The sequence below is a fragment of the Bombella sp. ESL0380 genome (assembly GCF_009725805.1).
Classification (GTDB): domain Bacteria; phylum Pseudomonadota; class Alphaproteobacteria; order Acetobacterales; family Acetobacteraceae; genus Bombella; species Bombella apis.
Genome location: NZ_WNIH01000003.1, coordinates 662,618 through 686,432, shown reverse-complemented (window position 1 = coordinate 686,432; position 23,815 = coordinate 662,618). Strand labels below are relative to the sequence as shown.

The 23,815-nt window shown below is 57.0% G+C and carries 22 protein-coding genes; 11 read left to right on the top strand and 11 right to left on the bottom strand.

All coding sequences use genetic code 11. From position 1 onward, the window contains the following. Nucleotides 1–53: 53 nt before the first annotated feature. Nucleotides 54–1,868: an ATP-binding cassette domain-containing protein gene (locus tag GM608_RS04195; protein ID WP_333645073.1), complete on the top strand. Its 1,815-nt coding sequence runs from the start codon at nt 54–56 to the stop codon at nt 1,866–1,868. Between the two features lie 52 nt (nt 1,869–1,920). Here GM608_RS04195 and GM608_RS04190 read toward each other — a convergent pair whose 3' ends face one another. Both GM608_RS04190 and GM608_RS04185 read right to left on the bottom strand, forming a co-directional pair. After that, nucleotides 1,921–2,343: a superinfection immunity protein gene (locus tag GM608_RS04190; RefSeq protein WP_052349062.1), complete on the bottom strand. Its 423-nt coding sequence runs from the start codon at nt 2,341–2,343 to the stop codon at nt 1,921–1,923. Nucleotides 2,344–2,390: 47 nt separating this feature from the next. Beyond that, a complete protein-coding gene (locus tag GM608_RS04185; protein ID WP_333645071.1) occupies nt 2,391–3,371 on the bottom strand; it encodes a Gfo/Idh/MocA family oxidoreductase in 981 nt (326 codons plus the stop codon). 155 nt (nt 3,372–3,526) lie between these two features. Between GM608_RS04185 and secD the strand changes: the two genes are divergently transcribed. Further along, on the top strand, nt 3,527–5,065 hold the full coding sequence (secD, locus tag GM608_RS04180) for a protein translocase subunit SecD (protein WP_043560163.1): 1,539 nt from the start codon (nt 3,527–3,529) through the stop codon (nt 5,063–5,065). 5 nt (nt 5,066–5,070) lie between these two features. Continuing rightward, nucleotides 5,071–6,000, top strand: a complete 930-nt coding sequence (gene secF / locus GM608_RS04175; protein ID WP_043560166.1) for a protein translocase subunit SecF — start codon at nt 5,071–5,073, stop codon at nt 5,998–6,000. 82 nt (nt 6,001–6,082) lie between these two features. Here the strand turns inward: secF and GM608_RS04170 are convergent, their stop codons facing one another. Both GM608_RS04170 and mscL read right to left on the bottom strand, forming a co-directional pair. After that, nucleotides 6,083–6,403, bottom strand: a complete 321-nt coding sequence (locus GM608_RS04170) for a hypothetical protein (protein ID WP_333645070.1) — start codon at nt 6,401–6,403, stop codon at nt 6,083–6,085. 14 nt (nt 6,404–6,417) lie between these two features. After that, nucleotides 6,418–6,870: a large conductance mechanosensitive channel protein MscL gene (mscL, locus tag GM608_RS04165; protein WP_043560173.1), complete on the bottom strand. Its 453-nt coding sequence runs from the start codon at nt 6,868–6,870 to the stop codon at nt 6,418–6,420. Between the two features lie 240 nt (nt 6,871–7,110). Here mscL and rpmE point away from each other — a divergent pair, with 240 nt between their 5' ends. From rpmE to GM608_RS04145, 4 genes are all read left to right on the top strand, one after another. Further along, a complete protein-coding gene (gene rpmE, locus GM608_RS04160) occupies nt 7,111–7,338 on the top strand; it encodes a 50S ribosomal protein L31 (RefSeq protein ID WP_043560174.1) in 228 nt (75 codons plus the stop codon). Between the two features lie 242 nt (nt 7,339–7,580). Further along, nucleotides 7,581–8,192, top strand: coding sequence for a DUF1013 domain-containing protein (locus GM608_RS04155; RefSeq protein ID WP_052349063.1), 612 nt, complete (start codon nt 7,581–7,583; stop codon nt 8,190–8,192). Between the two features lie 21 nt (nt 8,193–8,213). Further along, nucleotides 8,214–8,708, top strand: coding sequence for a 5-(carboxyamino)imidazole ribonucleotide mutase (purE, locus tag GM608_RS04150; protein WP_043560177.1), 495 nt, complete (start codon nt 8,214–8,216; stop codon nt 8,706–8,708). Then, nucleotides 8,705–9,841 carry a 5-(carboxyamino)imidazole ribonucleotide synthase gene (locus GM608_RS04145; RefSeq protein ID WP_282802809.1) on the top strand — a complete coding sequence of 379 codons (1,137 nt, stop codon included), beginning with the start codon at nt 8,705–8,707 and terminating at the stop codon, nt 9,839–9,841. The genes purE and GM608_RS04145 overlap by 4 nt, the downstream gene beginning before the upstream one ends. On the opposite strand, the gene GM608_RS04140 is transcribed toward GM608_RS04145, so the two are convergent. Next, nucleotides 9,842–10,480: a RadC family protein gene (locus tag GM608_RS04140; RefSeq protein ID WP_249109482.1), complete on the bottom strand. Its 639-nt coding sequence runs from the start codon at nt 10,478–10,480 to the stop codon at nt 9,842–9,844. Nucleotides 10,481–10,485: 5 nt separating this feature from the next. Further along, nucleotides 10,486–11,109 carry a JAB domain-containing protein gene (locus tag GM608_RS04135; RefSeq protein ID WP_052349065.1) on the bottom strand — a complete coding sequence of 208 codons (624 nt, stop codon included), beginning with the start codon at nt 11,107–11,109 and terminating at the stop codon, nt 10,486–10,488. Between the two features lie 99 nt (nt 11,110–11,208). Here GM608_RS04135 and GM608_RS04130 point away from each other — a divergent pair, with 99 nt between their 5' ends. The 3 genes from GM608_RS04130 to GM608_RS04120 are packed head-to-tail and all read left to right on the top strand — an operon-like array spanning nt 11,209 to nt 16,147. Continuing rightward, the gene (locus GM608_RS04130; RefSeq protein WP_333645069.1) at nt 11,209–13,422 is read left to right on the top strand and encodes a UvrD-helicase domain-containing protein; all 2,214 of its coding nucleotides are present in this window, start codon (nt 11,209–11,211) and stop codon (nt 13,420–13,422) included. Between the two features lie 17 nt (nt 13,423–13,439). Further along, entirely contained in the window at nt 13,440–14,345 is a 906-nt protein-coding gene (locus GM608_RS04125) for a 50S ribosomal protein L11 methyltransferase (RefSeq protein WP_043561252.1), read from the top strand. 32 nt (nt 14,346–14,377) lie between these two features. Then, nucleotides 14,378–16,147, top strand: a complete 1,770-nt coding sequence (locus GM608_RS04120; protein ID WP_333645068.1) for an aminopeptidase P family protein — start codon at nt 14,378–14,380, stop codon at nt 16,145–16,147. A gap of 79 nt (nt 16,148–16,226) precedes the next feature. Here the strand turns inward: GM608_RS04120 and GM608_RS04115 are convergent, their stop codons facing one another. After that, nucleotides 16,227–16,451, bottom strand: a complete 225-nt coding sequence (locus tag GM608_RS04115) for a DUF3126 family protein (protein ID WP_043560191.1) — start codon at nt 16,449–16,451, stop codon at nt 16,227–16,229. A gap of 89 nt (nt 16,452–16,540) precedes the next feature. Between GM608_RS04115 and GM608_RS04110 the strand changes: the two genes are divergently transcribed. Continuing rightward, nucleotides 16,541–17,287 carry a hypothetical protein gene (locus tag GM608_RS04110; protein ID WP_333645067.1) on the top strand — a complete coding sequence of 249 codons (747 nt, stop codon included), beginning with the start codon at nt 16,541–16,543 and terminating at the stop codon, nt 17,285–17,287. Between the two features lie 53 nt (nt 17,288–17,340). On the opposite strand, the gene GM608_RS04105 is transcribed toward GM608_RS04110, so the two are convergent. From GM608_RS04105 to GM608_RS04090, 4 genes are read right to left on the bottom strand one after another with little or no spacing between them, the layout of a single operon-like run. Beyond that, nucleotides 17,341–18,036, bottom strand: a complete 696-nt coding sequence (locus GM608_RS04105; protein ID WP_333645066.1) for a pyridoxine 5'-phosphate synthase — start codon at nt 18,034–18,036, stop codon at nt 17,341–17,343. A 19-nt stretch (nt 18,037–18,055) separates the two neighbouring features. Continuing rightward, complete coding sequence (gene pdxA, locus GM608_RS04100) at nt 18,056–19,060, bottom strand: 4-hydroxythreonine-4-phosphate dehydrogenase PdxA (protein ID WP_333645065.1); 1,005 nt, start codon at nt 19,058–19,060, stop codon at nt 18,056–18,058. Nucleotides 19,061–19,077: 17 nt separating this feature from the next. Continuing rightward, the gene (locus GM608_RS04095) at nt 19,078–20,493 is read right to left on the bottom strand and encodes a M20/M25/M40 family metallo-hydrolase (protein WP_249089791.1); all 1,416 of its coding nucleotides are present in this window, start codon (nt 20,491–20,493) and stop codon (nt 19,078–19,080) included. Beyond that, nucleotides 20,486–23,686 (bottom strand): glycosyltransferase, encoded by a 3,201-nt coding sequence (locus GM608_RS04090; protein WP_333645064.1) that lies wholly within the window; start codon nt 23,684–23,686, stop codon nt 20,486–20,488. The genes GM608_RS04095 and GM608_RS04090 overlap by 8 nt, the downstream gene beginning before the upstream one ends. Between the last annotated feature and the right edge of the window lie 129 nt (nt 23,687–23,815).

Genomic DNA, 23,815 nt, shown 5'->3' with positions numbered 1-23,815 from the left:
CTCTTCATCCGTTCCATATTGCAAATCTGCTTCGGTTTCTTCACATCAGGCCCATGTCTGCACCAATCCTCAATCTACAGAACATTTCATATACTCTGGGTGGCCGTCCATTGCTGGACGGTGCCACGCTCTCCGTGTTGCCGGGTGAACGGCTCTGCCTTGTCGGGCGAAATGGCTCGGGCAAATCCACCCTGCTCCGCATTGCAGCGGGGGAGCTGGAACAAGATGATGGCGAGCGTTTCCTCCAGCCAGGGCTGAAAGTACATTATCTGCCGCAGGAACCCGACCTTTCTGGGTGGGACACGGTTTTCGATTATGTGACGGCGGAGCTGGACGAGACAGCCCATTACCGGGCCCGAGCCATGCTGAGTGAGCTCGGCATGGATGGTCGTGAAAAATGTGCCAGTCTTTCTGGAGGGGAAGCACGCCGAAGCGCCCTTGCCCGGGCTCTGGCAACTGAGCCGGACCTTCTCCTTCTGGATGAACCGACCAACCATCTGGACCTCCCCTGCATCGCCTGGCTGGAGCGGGAGCTTCTGGCCTCGGGAGCGGGGATGATCATCATCAGTCATGACCGCCGCTTTCTGGAAACATTGTGCAAGGCAGTCATTTGGCTGGATCAGGGGGGCACGCAGAGGCTGGACGCCAGCTTCGCCCATTTCGAATCATGGCGGGACGAGCAGATTGAGCTTGCCGAACGGGCAGCGCACAAGCTGGACCGTCAGATTGCCCGTGAGGAAGACTGGATGCGCTATGGCGTCACAGCACGCCGAAAGCGAAATGTCCGTCGTGTTGCTGAACTGGCCGCCCTGAGGGCGGAGCGGCGTGATCTTGCCTCCCGCCAGAGAGGCTCCCTGAAGCTGGAAGCCAGTGAGACGGAGAATACCAGCAAGATTGTCATGGCTGCGGAAGGTGTTGGCTGGGCCTATCCGGAGCGTCCCCTCATCCGTGATCTGACGCTGAAGGTGACCAGAGGCGACCGGTTGGGAATCTGCGGGGCCAATGGGGCCGGGAAAACGACGCTTCTGCGCCTGCTGACCGGTGAGATGACCCCACAGGCCGGTGAAATCCGGCGTAGTCCGTCCATCCAGATGGTGACGCTGGACCAGCAGCGCAGCGCCCTGGATGGCGACCAGAGTGTGGCCAGCTTCCTGACGGACGGACATGGCGAGATGGTACAGGTCGGCACGGAAAAACGGCATGTCATTGGGTACATGAAGGACTTCCTCTTCCGGCCGGAACAGGCCCGCACGCCAGTCAGCCATCTCTCCGGGGGAGAACGGGGGCGGCTGGCGCTGGCGGCTGCCTTGGCCCGTCCTTCCAATCTGCTCGTGCTGGATGAGCCTACCAACGATCTGGACCTTGAGACGCTGGATATGTTGCAGGACATGCTGGGCGATTATGCTGGGACGGTTCTGCTCGTCAGTCACGATCGTGATTTTCTGGACAGACTGGCAACCTCAACTCTGGTGGCAGAGGGTGATGGCAGCTGGATTGAATATGCTGGTGGCTATTCCGACATGCTGGCCCAACGCAGGGGACGGTCTCCCGTAGAGAGACGCCAGAAAGACACGGCCCCCTCCTCCAGCGATACAGGTTCTTCCCCTGTACGTACTGTCAAACAGACCGTCAAACTGAGCTACAAGGAACAACGGGAGCTGGACCGGCTGCCTGAGCTTCTTGAAAAACTTGAAAAAGACGCCACGCTTTGCCGGAATGCTCTGGCTGACCTCGGGCTGTACAACCGGGACCCTGTCCGGTTTGAAAAGATTACGGCTGCGCTGGAAGACACCGAGACAAAGCTGCGCCAAGCGGAAGAGCGCTGGGTTGAGCTTGAAAGCAAACGGGAAGAACTGCTGGAAAACTGATCTTCGGCAAAGGTCCTTCCAGCCTGCAATGGCGGGCTGGAAGGACATGCCGTTACAGGCGGTTGATGAGACGTTCCTTGGCCTTGGCGAATTCAGCTTCTGTCAGGGCGCCACGGTCTTTCATCTGGGCGAGCTGCTCCAGCGTTTCAGTTGGCCGGTCAGAAGATGATCCTCCAAAAGATTGGGTCCGATCATGTGCCTGATAGGGGCCCCAGCCCTGTCCATCCTGAAATGCAACCAGTTTTTCTTTTGGCCAGAGTGCCCAGATGAGCAGGCCGATCCAGAAGAATCCTGTCCACCCAGCAAAGACATTCAGACCGATGAGAAGCCATTTCTGGGGATGCTGCCGCATGATGGCAATGATGCTGGGCAGGAAATACAGCGCCAGCATGGAGAGCATGAGGATGGCGAAGATCAGCAGGCTCAGATAAGGATTTATGGCGTTGATCTGCTGCGTGTAGTCAGTCATGTCCATGATGATTGTCCCTTCATGTCGTAAGGAAATGCACTATAGTGTCCTGATCAGTCGATCAGACCTGCATGCCGGATCAACTCCTGCGCAGCCCGTATCTCTTCACCAACTCTCAGGGCAGCGTCAAGAGCCCTGAGACCGGCCTGTCCATCCACCATCACGGGAGCACCATCCAGACAGGACGCCACAAAAGCATCATGCTCGGCAGCTAGGTTGTCATGGTCATGCCACCGCACACTCTGCCGCCGGAAGCCATTGCTGCCCGGGAGGGGTATTCCTTCATGACGGTTTATGAAAACCAGCTGTCGACTCATGAAATCCGCCGAGAGATAGCCTTCTTGAGAGAAAAGACGCATTTTCCGTTCGGTCTTGAGAGAAATGCGGCTGGCCGTAATGGAGGCAACGCAGCCATTGGCAAAACGGACACGTGCATTGGCGATGTCTTCATGAGCACTGGAGACGGCGGCGCCCATCGCATCAATATGGAGGATGGGGCTGTCCACAAGGGACAGGATGAAGTCGAGATCATGAATCATCAGGTCCAGCACGACTGATACATCCGTGCCCCGCTCCTTGTAGGGAGCGATCCTTGTGGCCTCGATGTACAGAGGCTGTTTCATGCGGGCTGAAATGGCCTGATGCTCGGCCGAATAACGCAGTAGGTGCCCGACCTGGAGGATGCGTCCCTGCTCTCCAGCACAGCGTACCAGTGCGGCCCCTTCTTCTTTTGTGGCGGCGAGAGGTTTTTCAACCAGCACGTGGCAGCCGACCATCAGGGCCTGTTGTGCCATCTGATAATGTGTTTCGGCAGGGGAAGCGATGATGACAGCCTCACACCGTTCCAGCAGCTCCTCGTAGTTTCTGAAGGCAGAGGTTCCCGTTTCTTCCGCAATGCTTTGGGCACGACCATGATCAGGGTCGTACAGCCCGACCAGCCGCTCCCGGGGGTGTCTGGCAGCCTGGAGGGCATGGTAACGGCCAAAATGCCCGGTACCCGCAATGGCGACATCAAGGAGCTTTTCCGTCTTCATGAAAGGAATCATAGCACCCGGAAATGCTTGTGCAAGGCGCCATGCAGCCATGCATAATGGTTGCAATAAAATACTGGAGAGGGCATGGTCGCACCCATCTGCGAGATTAGTTCTGGCCTCTTCATTTCCACGTTTTTGAGGTTCTCTGACCCCTTATGTTGTATTACAGCCGCCTCAGGATGTTAGGCGTGGTGGGCATCTGTTTAATCAGTGCCCTGCTCTGCCTGCCCAATTTCATGAAATCTCCCTCATCATCCCTGCCCTGGCATCAGGTACATCTGGGGCTTGATCTGAGGGGAGGCTCCTATCTCCTGTTGCAGCTGGATACGAAAACCCTCCAGCATGACCGGCTTCAGTCACTGGAAGGTGAGATCCGTCAGGGGCTGCTTAGTGCCCACCTTGGCTATCGGCTCATCCAGCGGGATGATGCTACGGCCTCCGTGCTGCTCACGCCCCGCTCCGAAAGTGAAAAGGAGAGCGACCGGAAGGTTCTGGAAGAACTGACGCCCTCCATTCCTGGTGAACTGGCCATCAATGAGAAAGATGGCCGCTTCGTCATCAGCCTGACACCGGAATCCATCCGGGCCCGGGCCCGGGAGGCTGTGTCACGCTCCATCGAGATTGTCCGTCGCCGTATCGACAGTACCGGTGCCATCGACCCGAGCATTGCCCGTGAGGGGGAAGACCGCATCGTGCTGGAACTGCCGGGCATCAGCGATCCTCAGCGTATCAAGACCCTGCTGGGCACAACAGCCCGCATGACCTTCCATCTCGTTTCTCCAGACCCGCTCCATGCTGGTCCCGGCACGACCATGCTGCCCCTGCCTGAAGGGCGTGGAGAAATCGCCGTGGAGGACAGGGTCGACGTGGATGGTGCCAACCTGACAGACGCCGCTGCCACAATGAATGAGGGGCAATGGGTTGTCGAACTGAAGTTTGACAATAAAGGTGCAGATGACTTTGCCCGCATTACGACAGAGAATGTCGGCAAGCCGTTCGCCATCGTTCTGGACGGTCGCATCCTGACAAGCCCTGTCATCAACGGCCCCATCACGGCGGGGCGCGGGATCATAACCGGGCGCTTCACGGCTCGTTCCGCCTCCGACCTGGCGCTGCTGCTCCGTGCCGGGGCCCTTCCTGCTCCCCTTGCCGTAGTGGAACAGCGCAGCATCGGGCCGAGCCTTGGTGCGGCCTCCATCCATGCTGGTGTGGTCAGTCTTGCGGCTGGCTTTGTGCTGGTCGTACTGTTCATGCTGCTGTTCTATGGCCGGTTCGGCCTATATGCGGACATTGCGCTGTTTGCCAATCTGGTCATGATCCTGGCCATCCTGTCGCTTTTTGGAGCAACACTGACCCTGCCGGGTATGGCGGGTATCCTGTTGACCCTCGGCATGGCGGTGGATGCCAATATTCTTATCAATGAGCGTATCCGGGAAGAAGTACGGAACGGCCGGAAACCTCTTCAGGCGCTTCAGGCCGGGTTCCAGCGGGCCACAGGGACCATCATCGATAGCAATGCTACGGCCTTCCTCGCCCATGTCATGCTCTTTGTCTTTGGTACGGGGCCGGTCCGCAACTTTGCCCTGACCATCACCATTGGCATCGTCACCACGCTGTTCACGACGCTGGTGCTGTCCCGCATGCTGATTGTCCGTTGGTATGCTCATAAACGTCCACAGGAATTGCCGGTCTGATCGCCATGTTTTCTCGCCCTCTTCTCCGTTTCGTACGTGATGACCGACAGATCCACTTCATGCGTGGCCGTCATGCCGGTCTGATTGTCTCCGCCCTTCTCTCCATCGCCTCTGTGGTGCTGTTCATTGCGCCGGGCCTCAATCTGGGGCTTGATTTCCGGGGTGGAATCATCGTGGAAACCCACTCTCCAGCAGCGGAAGATCCCGCCCATATGCGGGAGGTCCTCAAGGCTGGTCACATCAATGCGGCCTCCGTACAGTCTTTCGGGTCTCCGCAGGATGTCCGCATTGCCATCAACCTTCCGCCAGGGGGTGAAGATGAGCATGTTACCCAGAAGCTGGTGGATCAGGTCCGCACGGTCATCGTGCAGGCTGTTCCTGGTGTCCAGATCCAGCGGGCTGATGCTGTCGGCGGGTCCGTGTCGTCCGAACTGTTTCGGGATGGTGTGCTTGCCCTCCTCTTCAGCCTCGGGATGATTCTCATCTATATCTGGTTCCGCTTCGAGCGCGAGTTTGCCCTGAGTGCTGTCATCACACTCGTGCTGGACCTGACAAAAACCATTGGTTTTCTAGTGGTTACACGGTTCGAGTTTGACCTCGTCATGGTTGCGGCACTGCTCACCATCTTGGGTTATTCCACAAATGACAAGGTGGTCGTGTATGACCGTATCCGTGAGAATCTCCGCAAATACAGGACAATGCCTCTGCGGGAATTGCTGGATCTTTCCATCAATGAAACACTGAACCGGACACTGGGTACGTCCATGACGGTGTTCCTTGCCGCTCTGCCTCTGGCACTGTTTGGTGGAAGCACGCTGACCGGCTTTGCTACGGTCATGCTGTTCGGCATTGTCGTGGGGACATCATCATCCATCTTCATTGCCGCACCACTTCTGCTCCTGATGGGGCAGAAGCGACTGCGCAAAGCAGGCTGAGACCAGCCTTTTCACCGGAATACGGTCAGAAAAAAGGGGGCTCTGGAGCCCCCTTTTCTGTATCCTGTCCAGCTCCCGGGAACTATTTCAGGATAAGCCCAAGATAACGGGTCAGTATCTGTTCCGCCCTGAAGTCCGACCTGATCGTCTGTGAGTCCAGATTGTGGATCACAGCCTTGCGGGTCACCTCATCCATCTGGATCAGCGTGGGCATATCTTTCTGGTGCAGTTGGCCCAGCAGGAAAGCGCCACGGGCCATTCCATTGATGATGAAATATGAATAAAGGTGCGCATTGGGCGACAGAGGGACCCCGAAAGCTGTACCATCCGCCCTAGCGGAACTGGCAGACAGGACGCCTGCCAGAGCAAGACCCGCCAGGGCGCATCGTGCCGTCATTCTCATGGGGAAAAAACGGGTCATTTCTCTACTGCGCGTGCCGCCAGGAGGTCACGGATCTCCGTCAGCAGCACTTCCTCTTTGGAAGGAGCCGGCGGGGCGGAGGGCTGCGCTTCTTCCTTGCGGTGCAGCTTGCCGACCAGACGCATTACCCAGAAGATGAAAAAGGCAATGATGAGGAACTGGAGGACCGCATTGAGGAACAGGCCCACATTGATGGTCACGGCTCCGGCCTTCTGTGCCTCTGCCAGTGTATCCTTGACCGGCCCTTTCAGGGTGATGAAGATGTTGCTGAAGTCCACGCCCCCCGTCAGAAGACCCAGGATCGGGGTCAGGAGATCCTTGACGGCGCTGTTGACGATGGAGCTGAAAGCAGCGCCAACCACCACACCGATTGCCAGATCCACGACATTCCCGCGCATGATGAATTTCTGAAAATCAGAAACCCAGCCAGGTGTTTTGATAGGACTCATATAGCCTTTTCCTGAAATTTGAAGAATCTAGACCGCACGACAGGCATGATCTGTGCCATGTAGCCGAGCCCTGCCGTAGCATACAGCGTATTATGGCAAAACTGTATGAAGTCTCTAAGAATCGCTTTATCAACAAAAAGAATGATGCCCAACCTTTATTTTCCGAGCCATATCCTTTATGGAGGGCTCCGTCTGCTCCGGTCGGTATCGGAGCTTCTTTCATCAGGTTCAGGAAATATTATGAAACCCGGTATCCACCCCGACTATCATGAAATCACGGTCGTGATGGCTGATGGCAGCGAATATACAACGCGTTCCTGCTACGGCGAGCCCGGCGCGAAGCTGCGTCTGGACGTTGACCCCAAGACCCATCCGGCCTGGACGGGCGTTCAGCGTATTCTGGATACAGGGGGGCAGGTTGCCAAGTTCAACAAGCGCTTCTCCGGTATTGGCAATATCAAGAAGTAAGACAGTTTCCCTTTACGGGATGTCTGGATAGAGAAACCCTCCCCCCTTTTCCTCGGGTGGAGGGTTTCTTTTTATTTCTTTCCATCTTGACCTCTCATGGTCTCTGACGCATCTTGGCGGCACTGTCGTGCATTGTCGCAGGCACCGCCCCTCATGCGGGTGGCGGGTGATTCTTTTCCAGAGTGGCCCGGGCCCTGCCAGATGCCGGACCATATTATCGCTCTGCAAAGGACTGCGTTGACATGACCCTGCCGCTAATGCCGAAGGCAACTGCCGTCTGGCTGATTGAGAAAACCGGCCTTACCTTTGACCAGATCGCCACTTTCTGCGGGATGCACCCGCTGGAGATTCAGGCTATTGCTGATGGTGAGGTTGGCGGCGGGATCAACGGCTATGATCCTGTAAAAAACAATCAGCTGACTGAAGCCGAGATCAAGCGCTGTGAGGCCAATCCCGCCGCCCGGCTCAAGCTGACAGCCACTCCCAATCCCGTGGCCCGTCGTGCCAAGGGGGCACGCTACACACCGGTGGCCAAGCGGCATGATCGCCCCGATGCCATCGCTTTTGTCCTGCGCCAGTTCCCGCAGCTGAACGATACCCAGATTGTCCGCCTGTTGGGCACAACCAAGGATACGATTGCCAAAATCCGCAACCGTGAGCATTGGAACAGCCCCAACATCAAGCCTCGTGACCCCGTCATCCTTGGCCTCTGCACCCAGACAGACCTGAATGCTGCCGTTCAGGCCGCCAATGACCGTCTCGTCCGGGAAGGGAAGCCGCTTGAGAATGATCATGAGGCAATCGACCCGGAGAGCCTCTTCCCGTCCCGTGATGAAACCGGCAACAGCTTCTGAGACAAAGAGGGGCAGAACACGATGAGTGTCTCACCAGCGCCGTCAGTCGGTGTGATCATGGGCAGCCAGTCGGATTGGGAGACCATGAAGCATGGTTGTGAGCAGCTGGACGCTCTGGGCATCCCCTATGAGGCCCGGATCGTTTCCGCCCACCGGACGCCGGACCGGCTGGCTGATTATGCCAGAACGGCTCGTGAACGTGGCCTGAAGGTCATCATTGCCGGAGCGGGTGGCGCAGCCCATCTGCCAGGAATGTGTGCAGCATGGACGACCCTGCCTGTTTTTGGAGTGCCGGTGGAAAGCCGCACGCTCAAAGGGCAGGACAGTCTGCTCTCCATCGTGCAGATGCCTGGCGGGGTGCCTGTCGGCACACTGGCCATCGGCAAGGCTGGAGCCATCAATGCAGCTCTGCTGGCTGCATCTGTCCTTTCCCTCTCCGATGACAGCATAGCCGAAAGGCTTGAAGCCTTCAGGGTACGGCAGACGGCTTCCGTGGCTGAGGTTCCTGCAGGATGAAGACGGAAGCATTACAGCCTGGCGCCTGGATCGGCATTGTTGGGGGGGGACAGCTTGGTCGCATGTCTGCCGTGGCCGCTGCCCGGTTGGGCTATAGGGTCCATATCCTCTCCAACAGTGAGCCAAGCCCGGCAGCGGAAACATCGGCCCGTTTCACGGTTGGTGCTTACGATGATCCGGTGTGTCTGGAGCAGTTCGCCCGTTCCTGTGACGTCATTACGTTTGAATTTGAAAATATCAGCGCAGAGGGTCTGGCCCATCTGGCACGGTTCTGTCCGGTCCATCCATCCGGTCATATTCTGGAAACCAGCCAGGACCGTATCACCGAAAAGACCACTCTGGAATCCTTCGGCCTGCCGGTTGCCCCCTGGAGGGAAATCGGTTCGGCAGAGGAGTTTCATGCTCTCCCATCATTCGGCTTTCCCTGCATCCTGAAAACAACCCGTTTCGGTTATGATGGGAAGGGGCAGTTCCGTCTGGAGAATGAAGCCGCTTTCAACTCTCTGGCAGCAGAGGCAGACGCCCTCCCCTATCCGCTGGTTGCGGAGCGGAAAATTGATTTTGCCCGTGAGGTCAGCGTGATGGTTGTCCGCAATGCAGCAGGCACCGTGCGCTGCTTTGATGTTACGGAAAATCATCATCGCCAGGGGATCCTCCGTGTCTCCATCACACCAGCCCCCATCATGCCCGATCTGGCTGAAAAAGCGCAGACCCTGGCCGCAACGTTGGCTGAAAAGCTCGGGCTTGTCGGTATCATGGGGGTGGAACTGTTTGAGGATCGGGATGGCAGGCTCCTTGTCAATGAGATTGCGCCTCGCCCTCATAATTCCGGCCACTGGACCATGAGTGCCTGTCTGGTAGACCAGTTCGAAATGCATGTCCGGGCCGTGACCGGGCTGCCCCTGCCACCTGCCCGACGCCATTCTGATGCCTACATGCATAATCTGATTGGCCCGGATGACATGGCGCTCCTGCCAGAGATCGTGGGGGAGGAAAATGCCTCCATCCACCTCTATGGAAAAGAGGAAGCTCGCCCGGGGCGCAAGATGGGCCATGTAAACCGCATCTTCCCTCGTGGAGGGCTGCCCGGAAGCATGGTTCTTTCCCGCTATCAGCCCCAGCTTGAGGACTGATCAGTCATCATCAAGAAGCCCAAGCTGGCGGAAGCTGGTCTGGGTTTTTCTTGTGATGATGACATGGTCTATCAGACAGACATCGATGACAGCCAATGCCTTCTGAATGGCCTGGGTCATGGTGATGTCTCCCCGGGATGGGTTTACCTGCCCTCCCGGATGATTGTGGACCATGATGATTCCGGCTGCGCCCAACGCCAGACATCGTTTTGCTATCTCACGTGGATAGACCGAAACATGGTTGATTGTCCCGTGGCTCTGCACTTCATCGCGGATGAGGTGTTTCCTGTCATCCAGAAAAAGCAGCCGGAACTGTTCCACTCTTTCCCTGGCCATCTGGACCATCAGATAGTCCTTCAGCAATTCCGGTTGCTCCAGCAGGTTGCCCTCTGGCAGCAAGGACCGTCCATACCGATGGGCCAGCTCTTTCAGCACAGCACAGAATACGGCCAGAGGCACATCATCCCGGTTTATGGCCTTTCTGTCCGTTGGCTGAGCTGAAATGAGTTCAGCCAGTGAAGAATGATGCCGCAGAAGGCGCTCAACCAGCTCCTTGCGGGCATCTTTCCCGGCAACAACAAACGATGCGATTTTGTGAAAGCTCTCCCTGACGGAGGGCAGACGGTCCGTAATGGTCATCCTCCTTATAGAAGCCCGGATTCACTCATGCTGACATACCATCCCTCACCAATCAGGATGCCTTCATGGACGATGACATCCAGAGACCGCAAGACCTGTCTCAGCCCCCGTACCTCTGGAGCCAGTGCCGTGGCTGGACTGCGTGGATGGTAATAGACGACGATGGCCGCAGTGGCGTGGCAGTTGAGAAGTGTCTGTGCAATTGATCGGTGGAGGGCATGAAGGTTACTGGCTGCTGGCAGCAGCTTTTCCATGATCAGGCCGTTGTTGCTGTCCAGGCAGATCAGACCGATGGCTGGCTCATCTGTCCTTTGCAATGTGCCTTTCAGATAATTCATCAGAGCCTTGGCATTGCCCAGCTGAAGCGGCATGTCTTCATCACTCTCCATGAGGGAGCGTGCTGCCAATACGGGCAGTTCCAGAAGGCTCATGATGCGCTCGCTCAGACCATGCTGCTCCAGTCTGGCAGAAGATGCCTGCAACAGCTTCCCTATCGACCCGAAAGCGGAAAGCAGCGCTTTGGCCTGCGGGTTGGTGTCCCTGCGCGGAATGGCGTAGAAAAGCAGAACCTCCAGGAGCTCATAGTCGGCCAAGGTCTCGGCTCCATGGGTGAGGATGCGCTCTCTCATCCGTGCCCTGTGCCCCTGTTTGGATGAAACTGCTTTTTTCACAATCTATGGTTATGTCCTAGCCAGCGGGTATGAGCCGCATTATACCAGATAATTGTGATGGATGATCTTTTTTCCCCCCGTTTTCCGTCTTCCGGTCCTGATTATCTGCACGGGCTGAATGAAGAGCAGCGTCTTGCCGTGGAAACGACGCAAGGCCCCCTGCTGATTCTGGCTGGTGCCGGTACCGGGAAGACCCGGGTTCTGACAACACGGTTCGCTCATATCCTGCTGGAAAAGCTGGCATGGCCCGAGCAGATACTGGCCGTGACCTTTACCAACAAGGCTGCCCGGGAAATGAGGGAGCGCATCAGCGCCATCCTCGGCCGACCAGTGGAAGGCCTCTGGTTGGGAACCTTCCACTCTCTCTGTGCCCGCATGCTTCGGCAGCATGCGTCACATGTCGGGCTGGAGCGCAACTTCACCATTCTCGATACGGACGACCAGCTCCGTCTTCTCAAGCAGGTCATAGAGCCCTGGAAACTGGACCTCAAGCGCTCTCCTCCGGCACAGATCATGCATCAGATCCAGTTATGGAAAGATCAGGCCCTGCTGCCCGATGGCATCACTGCTGCGCAGACACCTGAACTGGCCAATGGCCAGCTCCCGGCCATCTACGCTGCCTATCAGATACGTCTGAAGGAAATGAATGCCTGTGATTTCGGGGATCTCATGCTGCATGTGGTGACCATCCTCCGTCAGCATCCCGATGTACTGGAGCAGTATCAGAAACGCTTCCGCTATATTCTGGTTGACGAATATCAGGATACGAACACCATTCAGTATCTGTGGTTGCGTCTTCTGGCCAGAAGGCAGGATGGACAACCCTCTAACATTGCCTGCGTCGGGGATGACGATCAATCCATCTATTCATGGCGTGGTGCCGACATCGCCAATATCCTCCGTTTCGAGAAAGATTTTCCCGGTGCACGGATCATCCGGCTGGAGCAGAATTATCGTTCCACCCCCCGCATCCTGACCGTGGCTTCGCAGGTCATTGCCCATAATGAGGGACGGTTGGGCAAGGTTCTGCGGCCTGGGCTCGACATCATGGAGGGTGATCCTGTCGAGGTCATCAACATGCCGGACTCGGATGACGAGGCCCGTGTCATTGGCCGCCGGATACAGGAGTTTCACACAAAAGGTCATCCTTACGGTTCCATCGCCATTCTGATGCGGGCTGGTTTCCAGACACGTCCCTTTGAAGATGCCCTGATGAAAATGGGCATTCCCTATCAGATTATTGGCGGTTTGCGTTTTTATGAACGGGCCGAGATACGGGATGCCATCGCCTATATGCGGGCAGTGCTGTATCCCGTTGACGATCTGGCCTTTGAGCGCATCGTCAATCTACCCAAACGGGGATTTGGCAGTGTTGCCCTGACCCGTCTGCGGAATGCTGCCAGAGAGAGGGGGCTGTCCCTTCAACAGACGCTTCAGCATCAGCTGGAACAGGGGCAGCTGAAGGGCAAGGCGGCCGCCACGCTGTCGGACCTGATGGACAGCCTCTCCAGGGCCAGAGACACTGTCAGCAAGGAAGGCCATGTTGTCGCCACTGACATGGTGCTGGAAGAAAGTGGGTATCTCGCCATGTGGCGGGATGACCCGAAGACCATAGAAGCCGCCGGCAGGCTGGACAACATCCGGGAGCTGATCCGGGCGATTGGTGAGTTTCCAACAATGGATGCGTTTCTGGAACATATCGCCCTTGTGATGGACAGCGACAATGCCGAGGACGATCCGGACAAGGTCAGCCTGATGACGCTCCACGCCGCCAAAGGGCTTGAGTTCCCAACGGTTTTCCTGCCCGGATGGGAGGAAGGCCTTTTCCCGTCCCAGCGTTCTCTGGATGAAGGTGGAAACCAGGCTCTGGAGGAAGAACGGCGCCTCGCTTATGTCGGCCTTACCCGTGCCCGTGAGCGGGTAATCATATCCCATGCAAACAGTCGTCGGCTTTATGCAAACTGGCAGGACTCCATACCAAGCCGCTTTCTGGATGAACTGCCTGAAGAACAGGTTTTACGGAATGTTGCAGAGGCCGGTCACGCCCTGCCCTCAAGGTCATTTTTCAGGCACAGGGCTCAGGTTCTGTCAGGACAGCAGTGGGCCAGACCGTCCGCTATGCAGCCTGCCGTCCCCATCGGAGCGACGGTGCGCCACAACCGTTACGGTGAAGGTGTGGTCATCGGGGTTGAAGGGGATCGTCTGTCCATCAATTTTGAAAATATCGGTCTGAAGCGGATCATGGCCGGTTTTATAGAGGTCGTATCGTGAAGACAAAACAGAGCCCTATTGCCCCCACCCATGTTGGTTCCCGCCATGCCCGGGCGCTGGAGACGCTTTCCATTGTGGTGGAGGAAATACACGTTCCACTTTTCGAGCAGGCCCTGCTTGGGGTCTGTGACACGGTCGGCATGTTCGAAGAGGATGATGAGCAGCGTTACTGGCGGCTGGAAGCCGTCAAGGAAAAAGGGCGGAATGAGGAGGAGCTGGATAACGCCCTGGCGCTTGTCCGTGCCATGACAGGCGTGGACGCACCCCTGCACCGGCAGAACACCGAGGCCGAGGGCTGGCTGGCCCGTACGCAGGAAGCCTTCCCTCCCCAATATGTCGGACGGCGGTTCTGTATCCGGGGGACACATCTGAAGGAGACGTCGCCTTCCAATCGGCTGGACATCATACTGGATGCCGGGATCGCTTTCGGGTCCGGTGAACATGGTTCCACCCGCGGGTGCCTGCGTGCCTTGGAACAGATTGCCCATCGGCGCCCCCGTCATATTCTGGACATGGGATGTGGGTCCGGTATTCTGGCCATGGCAGCGGCTCGCCTGCTGCATCGCCCTGTTCTGGCCGTGGATATCGAGCCATGGTCTGTCCGTGTTGCAGCTTCCAATGCCCGGCTGAACAGGCTCGGCCCCCTGCTGGACTGCCGCTTCGGCAATGGCTGGCATACGGAAGCTGTTCGCCGCAATGCTCCCTATGATCTTGTTTTTGCCAATATTCTGGCTCGTCCTCTCTGCCGCATGGCCAAGGATCTTGCCCGCAACCTTCAGGCAGGGGGAACAGCCATCCTGGCCGGACTGCTCAATACCCAGGCCCGCATGGTGCTGGTTGCCCACCAGAGGCAGGGCCTGATCCTTGAAAAGCAGCTCAGGGAAGGCCCCTGGAGTACCTTGATCCTTCGGAAACCAGCCTGACTGTTCTCTCCCGTTTTTCCATGGTGGCGTCTGTGTCTCTTTCATCCATTCCTTTGCAGGACCGTCCTGCTCTCGTCCGCCAGCAATTCGATAGACTTGGCATTTCCGGTGTCATCGTCACCCGGGGTGATGAATATCTGGGGGAATATGTTGCGCCCCATTCTGAAAGACTGGCCTGGCTGACCGGTTTTACGGGCAGTGCTGGCCTTGCCATCCTGCTGGCAGAAACCGGCTGTGTTTTTTCCGATGGCCGCTACACCGTACAGATGACCGAGCAGGCTCCGGCGGCATTGTGGGAAACCCGTCATGGCGGCCAGCATCCTCCCCGGCAGTGGCTGGCTGAGAAAGCGCAAGGGCTGCGCATCGGGTATGACCCCCGGCTGACCAGCCAGAGAGACCTCTCATCATGGGAGACGGATGGTATTCAGCTCGTACCCCTGTCTGACAATCCAATAGATATGTCATGGCATGATCAGCCTCCCTCACCAGCCAATCTGATCCATCACCAACCATTCGAATTTACAGGGGAAACAAGCCGGAGCAAGCGGGATCGTCTGGCCCGGCAGCTGCATGAAGCGGGGCAGGATGCCATGATCCTTGCGGACTGCCCGTCCCTCGCCTGGCTGTTGAACATCAGGGGAAGTGACATTGCCATGACCCCTGTCGCCCATGCGTACGGTCTGCTTCATGCTGATGGTTCGGCCGACATTTTTGCTGATGTGACCCGTTTCCATGATGCCCCGGAAGATTCAGGCATACGTCCATTCCCTCCTTCCGAACTGTCGAAGGCCTTGCAGGCCCTTGCCGGAAAAACCGTACGGCTGGACCCTGCCACGACACCAGTCTGGTTCAGCATGGTCCTGAAGGACGCCGGAGCTCACATCGCTGATGGGCCGGACCTGTGCACTCTTCCCAAAGCCATCAAAACAACCGTGGAACAGGATGGCAACCGTCGGGCGCATGAACTGGACAGCATTGCTCTGGCCCGGTTCCTGCACTGGCTGGAAGAACATGGCCCCGGCCATCGTGAAACAGAATTGGCCGATCGCCTTGAGGCGTTCCGGGCCATGTCCCCTGATTATCGGGGCCCCAGTTTTGAGACAATTTCTGCGGCTGGTCCCAACGGCGCTTACCCTCATTACCGGGCCGAAGCCGGGCATGACAGCATCCTCCAGAAAAACAGCGTCTATCTGGTTGATAGTGGGGCGCAATATCCTTTCGGCACCACGGACATCACACGGACTATCTGGACTGGCCCGGATGAAGCACCTGCCGCCATCCAGAAAGCTTTCACGGCAGTTCTGAAGGGGCATATTGCCCTGAGCCGCCAGCGTTTCCCCATGGGACTGCCAGGTTACAGGCTGGATACTCTTGCCCGGGCGGCTCTCTGGAATCAGGGACTGGATTTTGATCATGGTACCGGCCATGGCATTGGCAGTTATCTTTCCGTCCATGAGGGGCCTCAATCCATCTCCGTAGCGCCACGGCCGACCGGCCTTGTACCAGGGATGATCCTTTCCAACGAACCGGGCTATTACGAGGTTGGCGCTTACGGCATCCGTATCGAGAACCTGCTGCTCGTTCGGGAAAGTTCCCTGCCCGGAACCGTACGGCCCTCCCTGGAGTTCGAGGTGTTGACCCACACCCCCATAGATCGCCGTCTCATCGCCATGGAACTTCTGACAGCAGAAGAACGGCACTGGCTGGACCAGTACCATGCCACGGTTCTGGAAAAGCTCCTGCCACTGCTGGAAGATGAGCTGCACCCGTGGCTCCGTCAGAGCTGTGCACCTCTGCTTTGAAAGCAGTACCTGCATATGAAAAAACCTCTCACCATCAAGGATGAGAGGTTTCCTGCTGTACCGGTAAGACCGCTACAGGTCAGGCAGGAGGGAGGTCTTCTTCCAGCACTGTCATGTTGACGGCATAGGAGACCTCGCCCTCATCCTCATCGCGATACACAGTCCCCACGACTTCACCAGCCACTGCGATTTCCACACTCATGCCCTTGCGTGGCGGGACCTGAACTGTCAGCTCCGGAGAGCCCAGCAGACGGCGCAGTGCCTTTTGCAGGCGGGGAACCTCAGCAGCGGAAATATCGGCCATAAAGCAAACTCCAAAAAGGGAAACGGCTCCTCCTTCTCTAACCGATTGCACTGGAGACTAAAACCCATCTTTCAGACAGAAAGAAAAACATGATAAAGCAGTCCCCCCATTGCCTGCCTTTCTACTCTGATGGAGAGAGAATGACATTTCAGAAAATCCTGTTCCGGCTTACCTGTATGCTGCCGCTCGGCCTCTCTGCCTGCGGTTATTGGGATGCCCATGAGGCTCACAAAGCTCAATATGAAATGATCGGCATGACAAGCTATGATCTGCAGGCTTGTGCGGGAGCTCCCAATTCGACCAAATCACTGAATGACAGTACGGCGATCTGGGAATACGACATTTCCCGTTCGATCGCCCCTCTCCCCAGCTCTGGCCTTCTTCCAGTAAGTTCGGCTATCAGCGCCTATCAGTCTATTTTCGGTGGAGCTGGCTCAAGCTGCCGGATGCTTGTCCGTATGGATCATGATCGGGTTGCCGAGATCCATTATGCGGGCGACGATGACGAATATATTGGCGAAGACGGTATCTGCTCCATGCTGACACGCGGCTGTGCACGACAGCCTGAAGGAACAATGCGTGATGCTCCGGGCGTCTGGCCCATGGGGCCGATTTCGGCATTTCATTCCATGCCCACGGAAGAGCAGCGGCCAGAGGCCACCTATTCCGACAAATCAAGTAAATTTGTTCCGAATTACGATCATAAGCCGAACGAACCTCTTATCCAGCCAGCTCCTAAAGACGGGAGCATCCCTAAGGTCCGTCGTAACAATGGGCTATTCAGTATCCAGCAGGGCAATAATGGATTGCCCATCTTCAACACACAGCCCAACTGAATCCTGAGGGAGGTCCCAGTGACGGGACCTCTCCATGACGGTTGATGAAGTCTTCAGGAAAGCAGATCTTTCATCCGCCGCACGGAAGCTCCCAGCCCGACAAAGACGGCTTCGCTGATCAGGAAATGGCCGATATTGAGTTCTTTCAGCCCAGGCAGTTCCGTGATGGGAGAGACATTCTCATAGGTCAGACCATGACCGGCATGAAGTTCAATCCCGCATTCAGCTGTCATATGGGCAGCCCTGTGGAGACGTTCCAGCTCGCCTTCTTTCCCCAGAGCGTAGGCTCCCGTATGCAGTTCAACCACTGGAGCTCCCAGAGCAGCCGCCGTGCGAATGGCTTCCGGCTCTGGATCGATGAACAGCGAAACACGGATGCCAGCTTCCAGAAGGCGGCTGACATGCGGGGCCAGACTTTCTCGTAATCCTACGACATCAAGCCCACCTTCTGTTGTCAATTCCTCCCGTCTTTCGGGCACAAGGCAGCAGGCGTGGGGCTTCAGTGTGCAGGCCATGGTCACCATTTCGTCCGTGACAGCCATTTCAAAATTGAGTGGAGCCGAAAGCGCCCGGAGGCGACGGATATCCTCATCCCGAATGTGGCGCCGGTCCTCACGCAGATGGGCCGTAATACCATCAGCCCCATTCTCCAGAGCCAGCTCAGCAGCACGGACAGGGTCGGGGTAGCGCTCACCCCGTGCGTTCCGCAATGTTGCAACATGATCAACATTGATACCAAGACGGATCATGGGCTGTTCCTTTCCCTCTTCATGGAGTCTGCGCATCACTCATGACACGCTGGCTTGCCATATCATGGGCCATGGCAAGCGCTGATGAAAGGCTTGAAATGCTTGCCTTTCCTGTCTCACCCGGACCGACGGCAATATCAAAGGCTGTTCCATGATCTGGCGATGTGCGGATGATGGGCAGACCCAGTGTGACGTTGACACCTCCAGCCATGTCCAACGTCTTGACCGGGATGAGGCCTTGATCGTGATACAGGCAGATTGCCGCATCGTACCGGGGACGGACAGCGGCACTGAACATGGTATCTGGTGGCATGGGGCCACTTACCTCCAGCCCTTCCCGCTGCAAGGCCTCTATAGCGGGCTTGATGATGCGGCTTTCCTCATCCCCCATCATGCCATTTTCACCTGCGTGAGGGTTCAGCCCTGCAATGGCAAGCCGAGGCTGGATCAGACCGAAATCACGTTGCAGGGCAGATGCCGTTACCCGGCTCACAGCCATGATGCGGTCTGCCGAAAGCGTCTCGATGGCCTGTCTCAACGAGACATGAATGCTTGTCAAAGCAACCTTGAGCTGCGGGCAGGCCAGCATCATGACTTCCCTGCCACGGGCACCACACAGAGCTGCCAGAAACTCTGTATGCCCCGGATGGGGAAAACCGGAAGCTGCCAGCACATGCTTGGCAATAGGGTTTGTCACGACAGCTCCGGCTGCCCCTGACAGAGCGTAATGAACAGCTTTTCTGATGCTCTCGATCACCGCTACGGCATTGCCTGTTGAGGGATGCCCGGGTTTGACCGGTTCCGGGCAGGAAAGCGCCAGTACGGGCAGGGCTTCTGCAAAACAGGCGGCTGCCTCGGACGGATGGCATATTTCCCGGTAGGGTGTGTTGCCTCCCAGCAGCACCGGGTCCCCTATCCAGAAAAAAGGTCGCCCAGCCGTTCTGAGACACTCCCAGACACGGCGTGTCAGCTCCGGCCCTACACCAGCCGGGTCTCCCATGGTCAGGGCAACAGGTTGCGCCATGCCTGGTCTTATACGATTCATCGGGCCAGGGCAGCCAAGATGCGGACCCATGAGCGTATCCCGTGGAAGAATGAATCAAGACCATACTGCTCGTTGGGAGAGTGTATCCGATCATCAGCCTGAGCAAATCCCACCATGAGTGCATCCATGCCCAAGGCTTCACGGATTTCCTCTGCTACCGGGATCGAGCCTCCACAACCAGTCATGACGGCCGGTTTGCCCCATTCCTTACCCAGAGCGTCCAATGTTGCCAGAAGAAAGGGATTGTCCTGATTCACGGCAAAACCGGATGAAGCTCCATGCCCCGTAAAGACAACCTCGACATCTTCCGGCAGGGCTGCACGGACATAAGCCCGGAAGGAGTCCCGAATCCTGAGTGGGTCCTGCCCCGGTACCAGACGGAATGATACCTTCGCCGAAGCCCGGGCCGGAATGACTGTCTTGAAGCCATCCGCCTGATACCCGCCAGCAAGGCCATTGACCTCAAAACTCGGACGGCACCATGTCTGCTCAATGGCACTGAAGCCCCGCTCACCAGCAGCATGGGACAGGCCGACATCTTCCAGCAGGGCTGCATCATCAGGATAGAGTGTCCGCCACTGCTGGCGGGTATGCTCATCCGGCACGGTCACACCGTCATAAAAACCGGGCAGTGTGACCCGCCCCTGCTCATCACGCAGGCCACTGATGATCTGGCAGAGCAGAAAAGCCGGATTGGCCGCAGCATTGCCATACATCCCGGAATGAAGGTCCTGGCTGGCAGCGACGAGCTCGATTTCCTCGGCAACCGTGCCACGCAGAGAGGTCGTGATGGCCGGGGTCTCCCTGTCCGGCATGGCGGTATCACAGATCAGGGCAATATCAGCTTTCAGCTCTTCCTGATTCTCCCTGAGAAAGGGAAGCAGATTCTCACCACCGGATTCTTCTTCACCTTCCAGAAGAAAACTGACAGCCACGGGGAGGTCCCCATGAACAGCTTTCCATGCCCGACAGGCCTCGATGAAGGTCATCACCTGCCCTTTGTCATCGCTCGCTCCCCGGGCGACGAGGACCTTCCGGCCATCGCCGGTTTTCTTCAGGCAGGGTTCGAACGGATCCGTTAACCAGAGGGCTTCAGGGTCTGTCGGCTGAACATCGTAATGACCATAGAAGAGAACGTGGGTCTGCCCGTTCCGTACCTTCTCTGCATTGGCATCATCATGCCCGACAACCATTGGATGCCCCGGTTCTGCCCATGAAACATTCCGCAAAGACGTCGTAAAGCCAAGCCCCTGCAATTCTTCCGCCAACCAGCGGGCGGCTTTCCGGCAATCATCCCTGTGCTGCTTCTGTGTGGAAATGCTGGGAATCCGCAACAGTTCACAAAGCCGCTCCAGTGCCGTCTCCTTGGTGGCCTCCACATGCTGGAGGACTGCGGCCATACGTTCAGTCATTGTCAGCCTGTTCCTTCTGATTCTGGTCTTCTTCAGGCAATGTCACACCCAGATGAGTGGGAAGCGGCATGAATTCATCCTCCAGCCCGTCTTCCGACTCTTCATCTTTATCTTCGGCGGCAGGGGGGTCTCCAGCCGGTTTCAACACGATGCGCAGAGGGGCCGGTGCAAAGGAGCGATGTAGCGGTGCCCCTTCCTTCCCGGCAGGGGGGGCTACCGTAGCGGGCCCATTCAGTAATGCCTCGATGAACCGCCCAAAAGCTTCATGCAGGCGACCATGGCCGTGCCTCTCCCTGACCGTTTCATGCGCTTTGCGCCGTATCCGGTCCCAGAGAGCCGGATCTTCATACAGACGGATGATCTGCCGGGCGAAATGCTGCGGATCGTTGAAACCACCATCCAGAGCTTCTTCTTCATCCTTCCAGCCCAGACGTTCCATCTGAACCTTGTTCAGCACGGCCGGGATGCCCTGACCGGCGGCTTCCAGTATCTCGGTAGCCTGTGTGGCCGGGACCCGCGAAGGGTCCATGAGAATACGGCATCGCTGCATCATCCTGGGCAGCGTATCCATTTCGGCCAAGCCATCCAGTGGTGCCAGGCGCTCATAAAATCCCAGATCGACCAAAGGATGATGATACCCTCCGATCCCGATGGAAGGTGGCAGACTGAAATGACGTTGCAAGTGGGGCATCACGGCAAGGCAGAACCAGTCAAATCCGTCATGTCCGGAATCCCCTGCCCGGTAGATGGAAAGAGGGAACAAAATACCCTGCCGCCGTTCAAATTCGTCCTGTTTGCCCAGCTGCCGGCATGAAACAGCATAAGGCAGAGCTGTGACATTGCCGTAGCCCAGCCTGTGCAGCAGTGCGGTTGTCTGCTCATCACCCGTCACGATGCCTTGGCAGAGCCACGCATAATCCAGTTCTTTTCTGGCTTCTCTCATGAGACGTGCCGGCTCATCCACAATGCCAACGAGACGTCGCAGATGCTCTTCCACAGCTCTGAGGGCCGTGCCGTCCTGATTGACAGTATCAAGAACGATCAGCTTGTCCTGAAGGGAAATGTCCCCTGTGGCAAGAACCGGCCCCAGACGGGACAGAACATGCGTTCCACCAATCCAGAGCAGTTTCATGTCGGTCAACCGGTCCCGCAGGAAGGATGAAAAATCATCCACACCCCGCCAGCATTCCACATCAGCTGGATAATCATGAGGAATGACGAGCCTGTCTTCTTCTTTCCGGTCCAGACCGACAACCAGCACCTGCCAGCCCAGCCAACGGAAAGCATCAATCTGCTGCATGACCCGCCGTGCTGAACCACCTTCAATCAGGCGTGGAAGATGGGGGAAAACCATCATGACAAGAGGGCGATAGCTCTTGCCCATGCGGGCGTCCCCTCGTGCCACGGCATGTCTGGGCAGAAAAACGGGGAATAGACGCCGCAAGGCATCCTTTCCCATGGTCCGCCTCGCATAACTTTCCGGCGTGGCATTCAGCAGTCTGGCCTGTACGGTTGGCCAATAAGACAGGGTCCGCCCCGTGGCCCGCAACGCCATGGAAAAACAGGTAAAGAAAGGCTCCGCCCTGTGCCCTTCCAGGTAGTGCAGTGCCTGTTCCATCGCTGTGCGATGGCAGAACAGCAGCCCCCCCTGAATGGCTTCCACCATCTTCTGGAAACTGACAGACTGGGCCTGTCCTTTTTCTCCCTGACCATGGCACGTGATGCTGCCATCACGCCATACAGCGCTACCTGCTTCCAGTACGGTATTGATGCTTGTAAGAAGTTTGCCGCCCCCCTCACTTTCTTCAGCCATCATGGAAGCCATGGCAAAGGACAGGGCCATGGGCAACAGCTGCACGCCGGATTCCAGAAGCAGGATGCGCTCACCGGCAAGAAAAGGCAGACTCTCCCGCAACTGCTGCGCCAGGGGCTGGAGCTTGTCGCTGACAACGTGCCGCAACCCCTCTACTGCCTGATCCAGCCGTTGCCGGGAAAGGGTGTTGCCCGTACTGGCCACGACGACCTGCATGTCGGGAATACCCTGCGCATGCAGGGAAGCAAGCGTTGCAATATCGAGCAGATAATTGCCCTGTGAAAACAGAACGACACTCAGCTGGGGAGACGCCTGATTCACGAATCTCAAAGGCTTCCTGAACAGGGAGGGCAGACTGGCTTCGACCTTGCGTAACGCCAGCCTGTTGGCGGCAGTAATGGAAATCCCGGGAATTTCGGCGCCTGTCCGCCCTTCCTGCTGTAAAATCCAGAGCAGAAAGGGATTGTCCACGTGTGCCTTGTTGAGTGACTGGGGCATATCCAGCGTGGCCACAAACGCCCTGAAATCCAGATCAGCCGATGGATTGCGCAGCTCACTGATCCCTGCCCGGATGAAATGGGCATAACCATTGCGGAACATTCCGCTTTTCACGGCATCAGCTACGTCAGGATTCTGTGCCAGATAATAGGATTCATCAAAATAAGGGTTCGGATCATAAGCGCTGGGATTGTCACATCCCATGTAATGGTGAAGTGGCCCTGTAAATACGCCATCCTCTATCAGCTTGAGAACATCGGGATATTTTTCAAGATACCAGACAGGATCGAAGTACCAGGACGTTCTGACTGTTTTCATGTCAGGATATTCGAGGGCCAGATATTGGCTGAAGGCCCCCTGGGAGGGATCAAACGGAATGTTTTTCCCCAGACATTCACGAATGAAGAGTTCGGCATCGAAAAGGAAATGAGGCGACCGGAAACCATAATCCCCGACACGGAGAAAATGGTCATAGGCATTGACATGCCCTGCCTCACGCATGGCCCGGAGACTGTAGTCCGAATTCACCTTGAAGTAGTATTCTGCCGAGAAAAGCCAGTGTCCAGAGCAGCTCTGGCAGCCTACATCTACATAATGCTGGAACCCGCTCTGAAAGATACCTTTCTCCTGCACGCCACGCCGGACATCAGGATAGGCATTCAGGTACCATTCTTCATCAAAATACCTGTTGGGTGAAGTTCCTTCCTGTCCCTCACCGCTCTGCCATCGCTCGGCAAGCTGTCCGTCCGTCCAGACCGTCCCCGCCTCTGCCAGCTGCCGGGCATAACGGCGACGGTACCAGGCGGCATCAAATTCACTCCAGACAGGAGCCCTTGCCCGATCATTCGCTACAGCCTCGAAAAAGGTCCCATCCGTGTCCATCTTGCTTCTACCAGCCTTTCCAGCATTGAGACGACGCCTGAGCGCCTAATACCAGAGTTTCCCCTTTTTAGGGAGGATAACTACACCTCCTTTCATCAAGATCATGTAAAGACAAAACAGATGGATGAC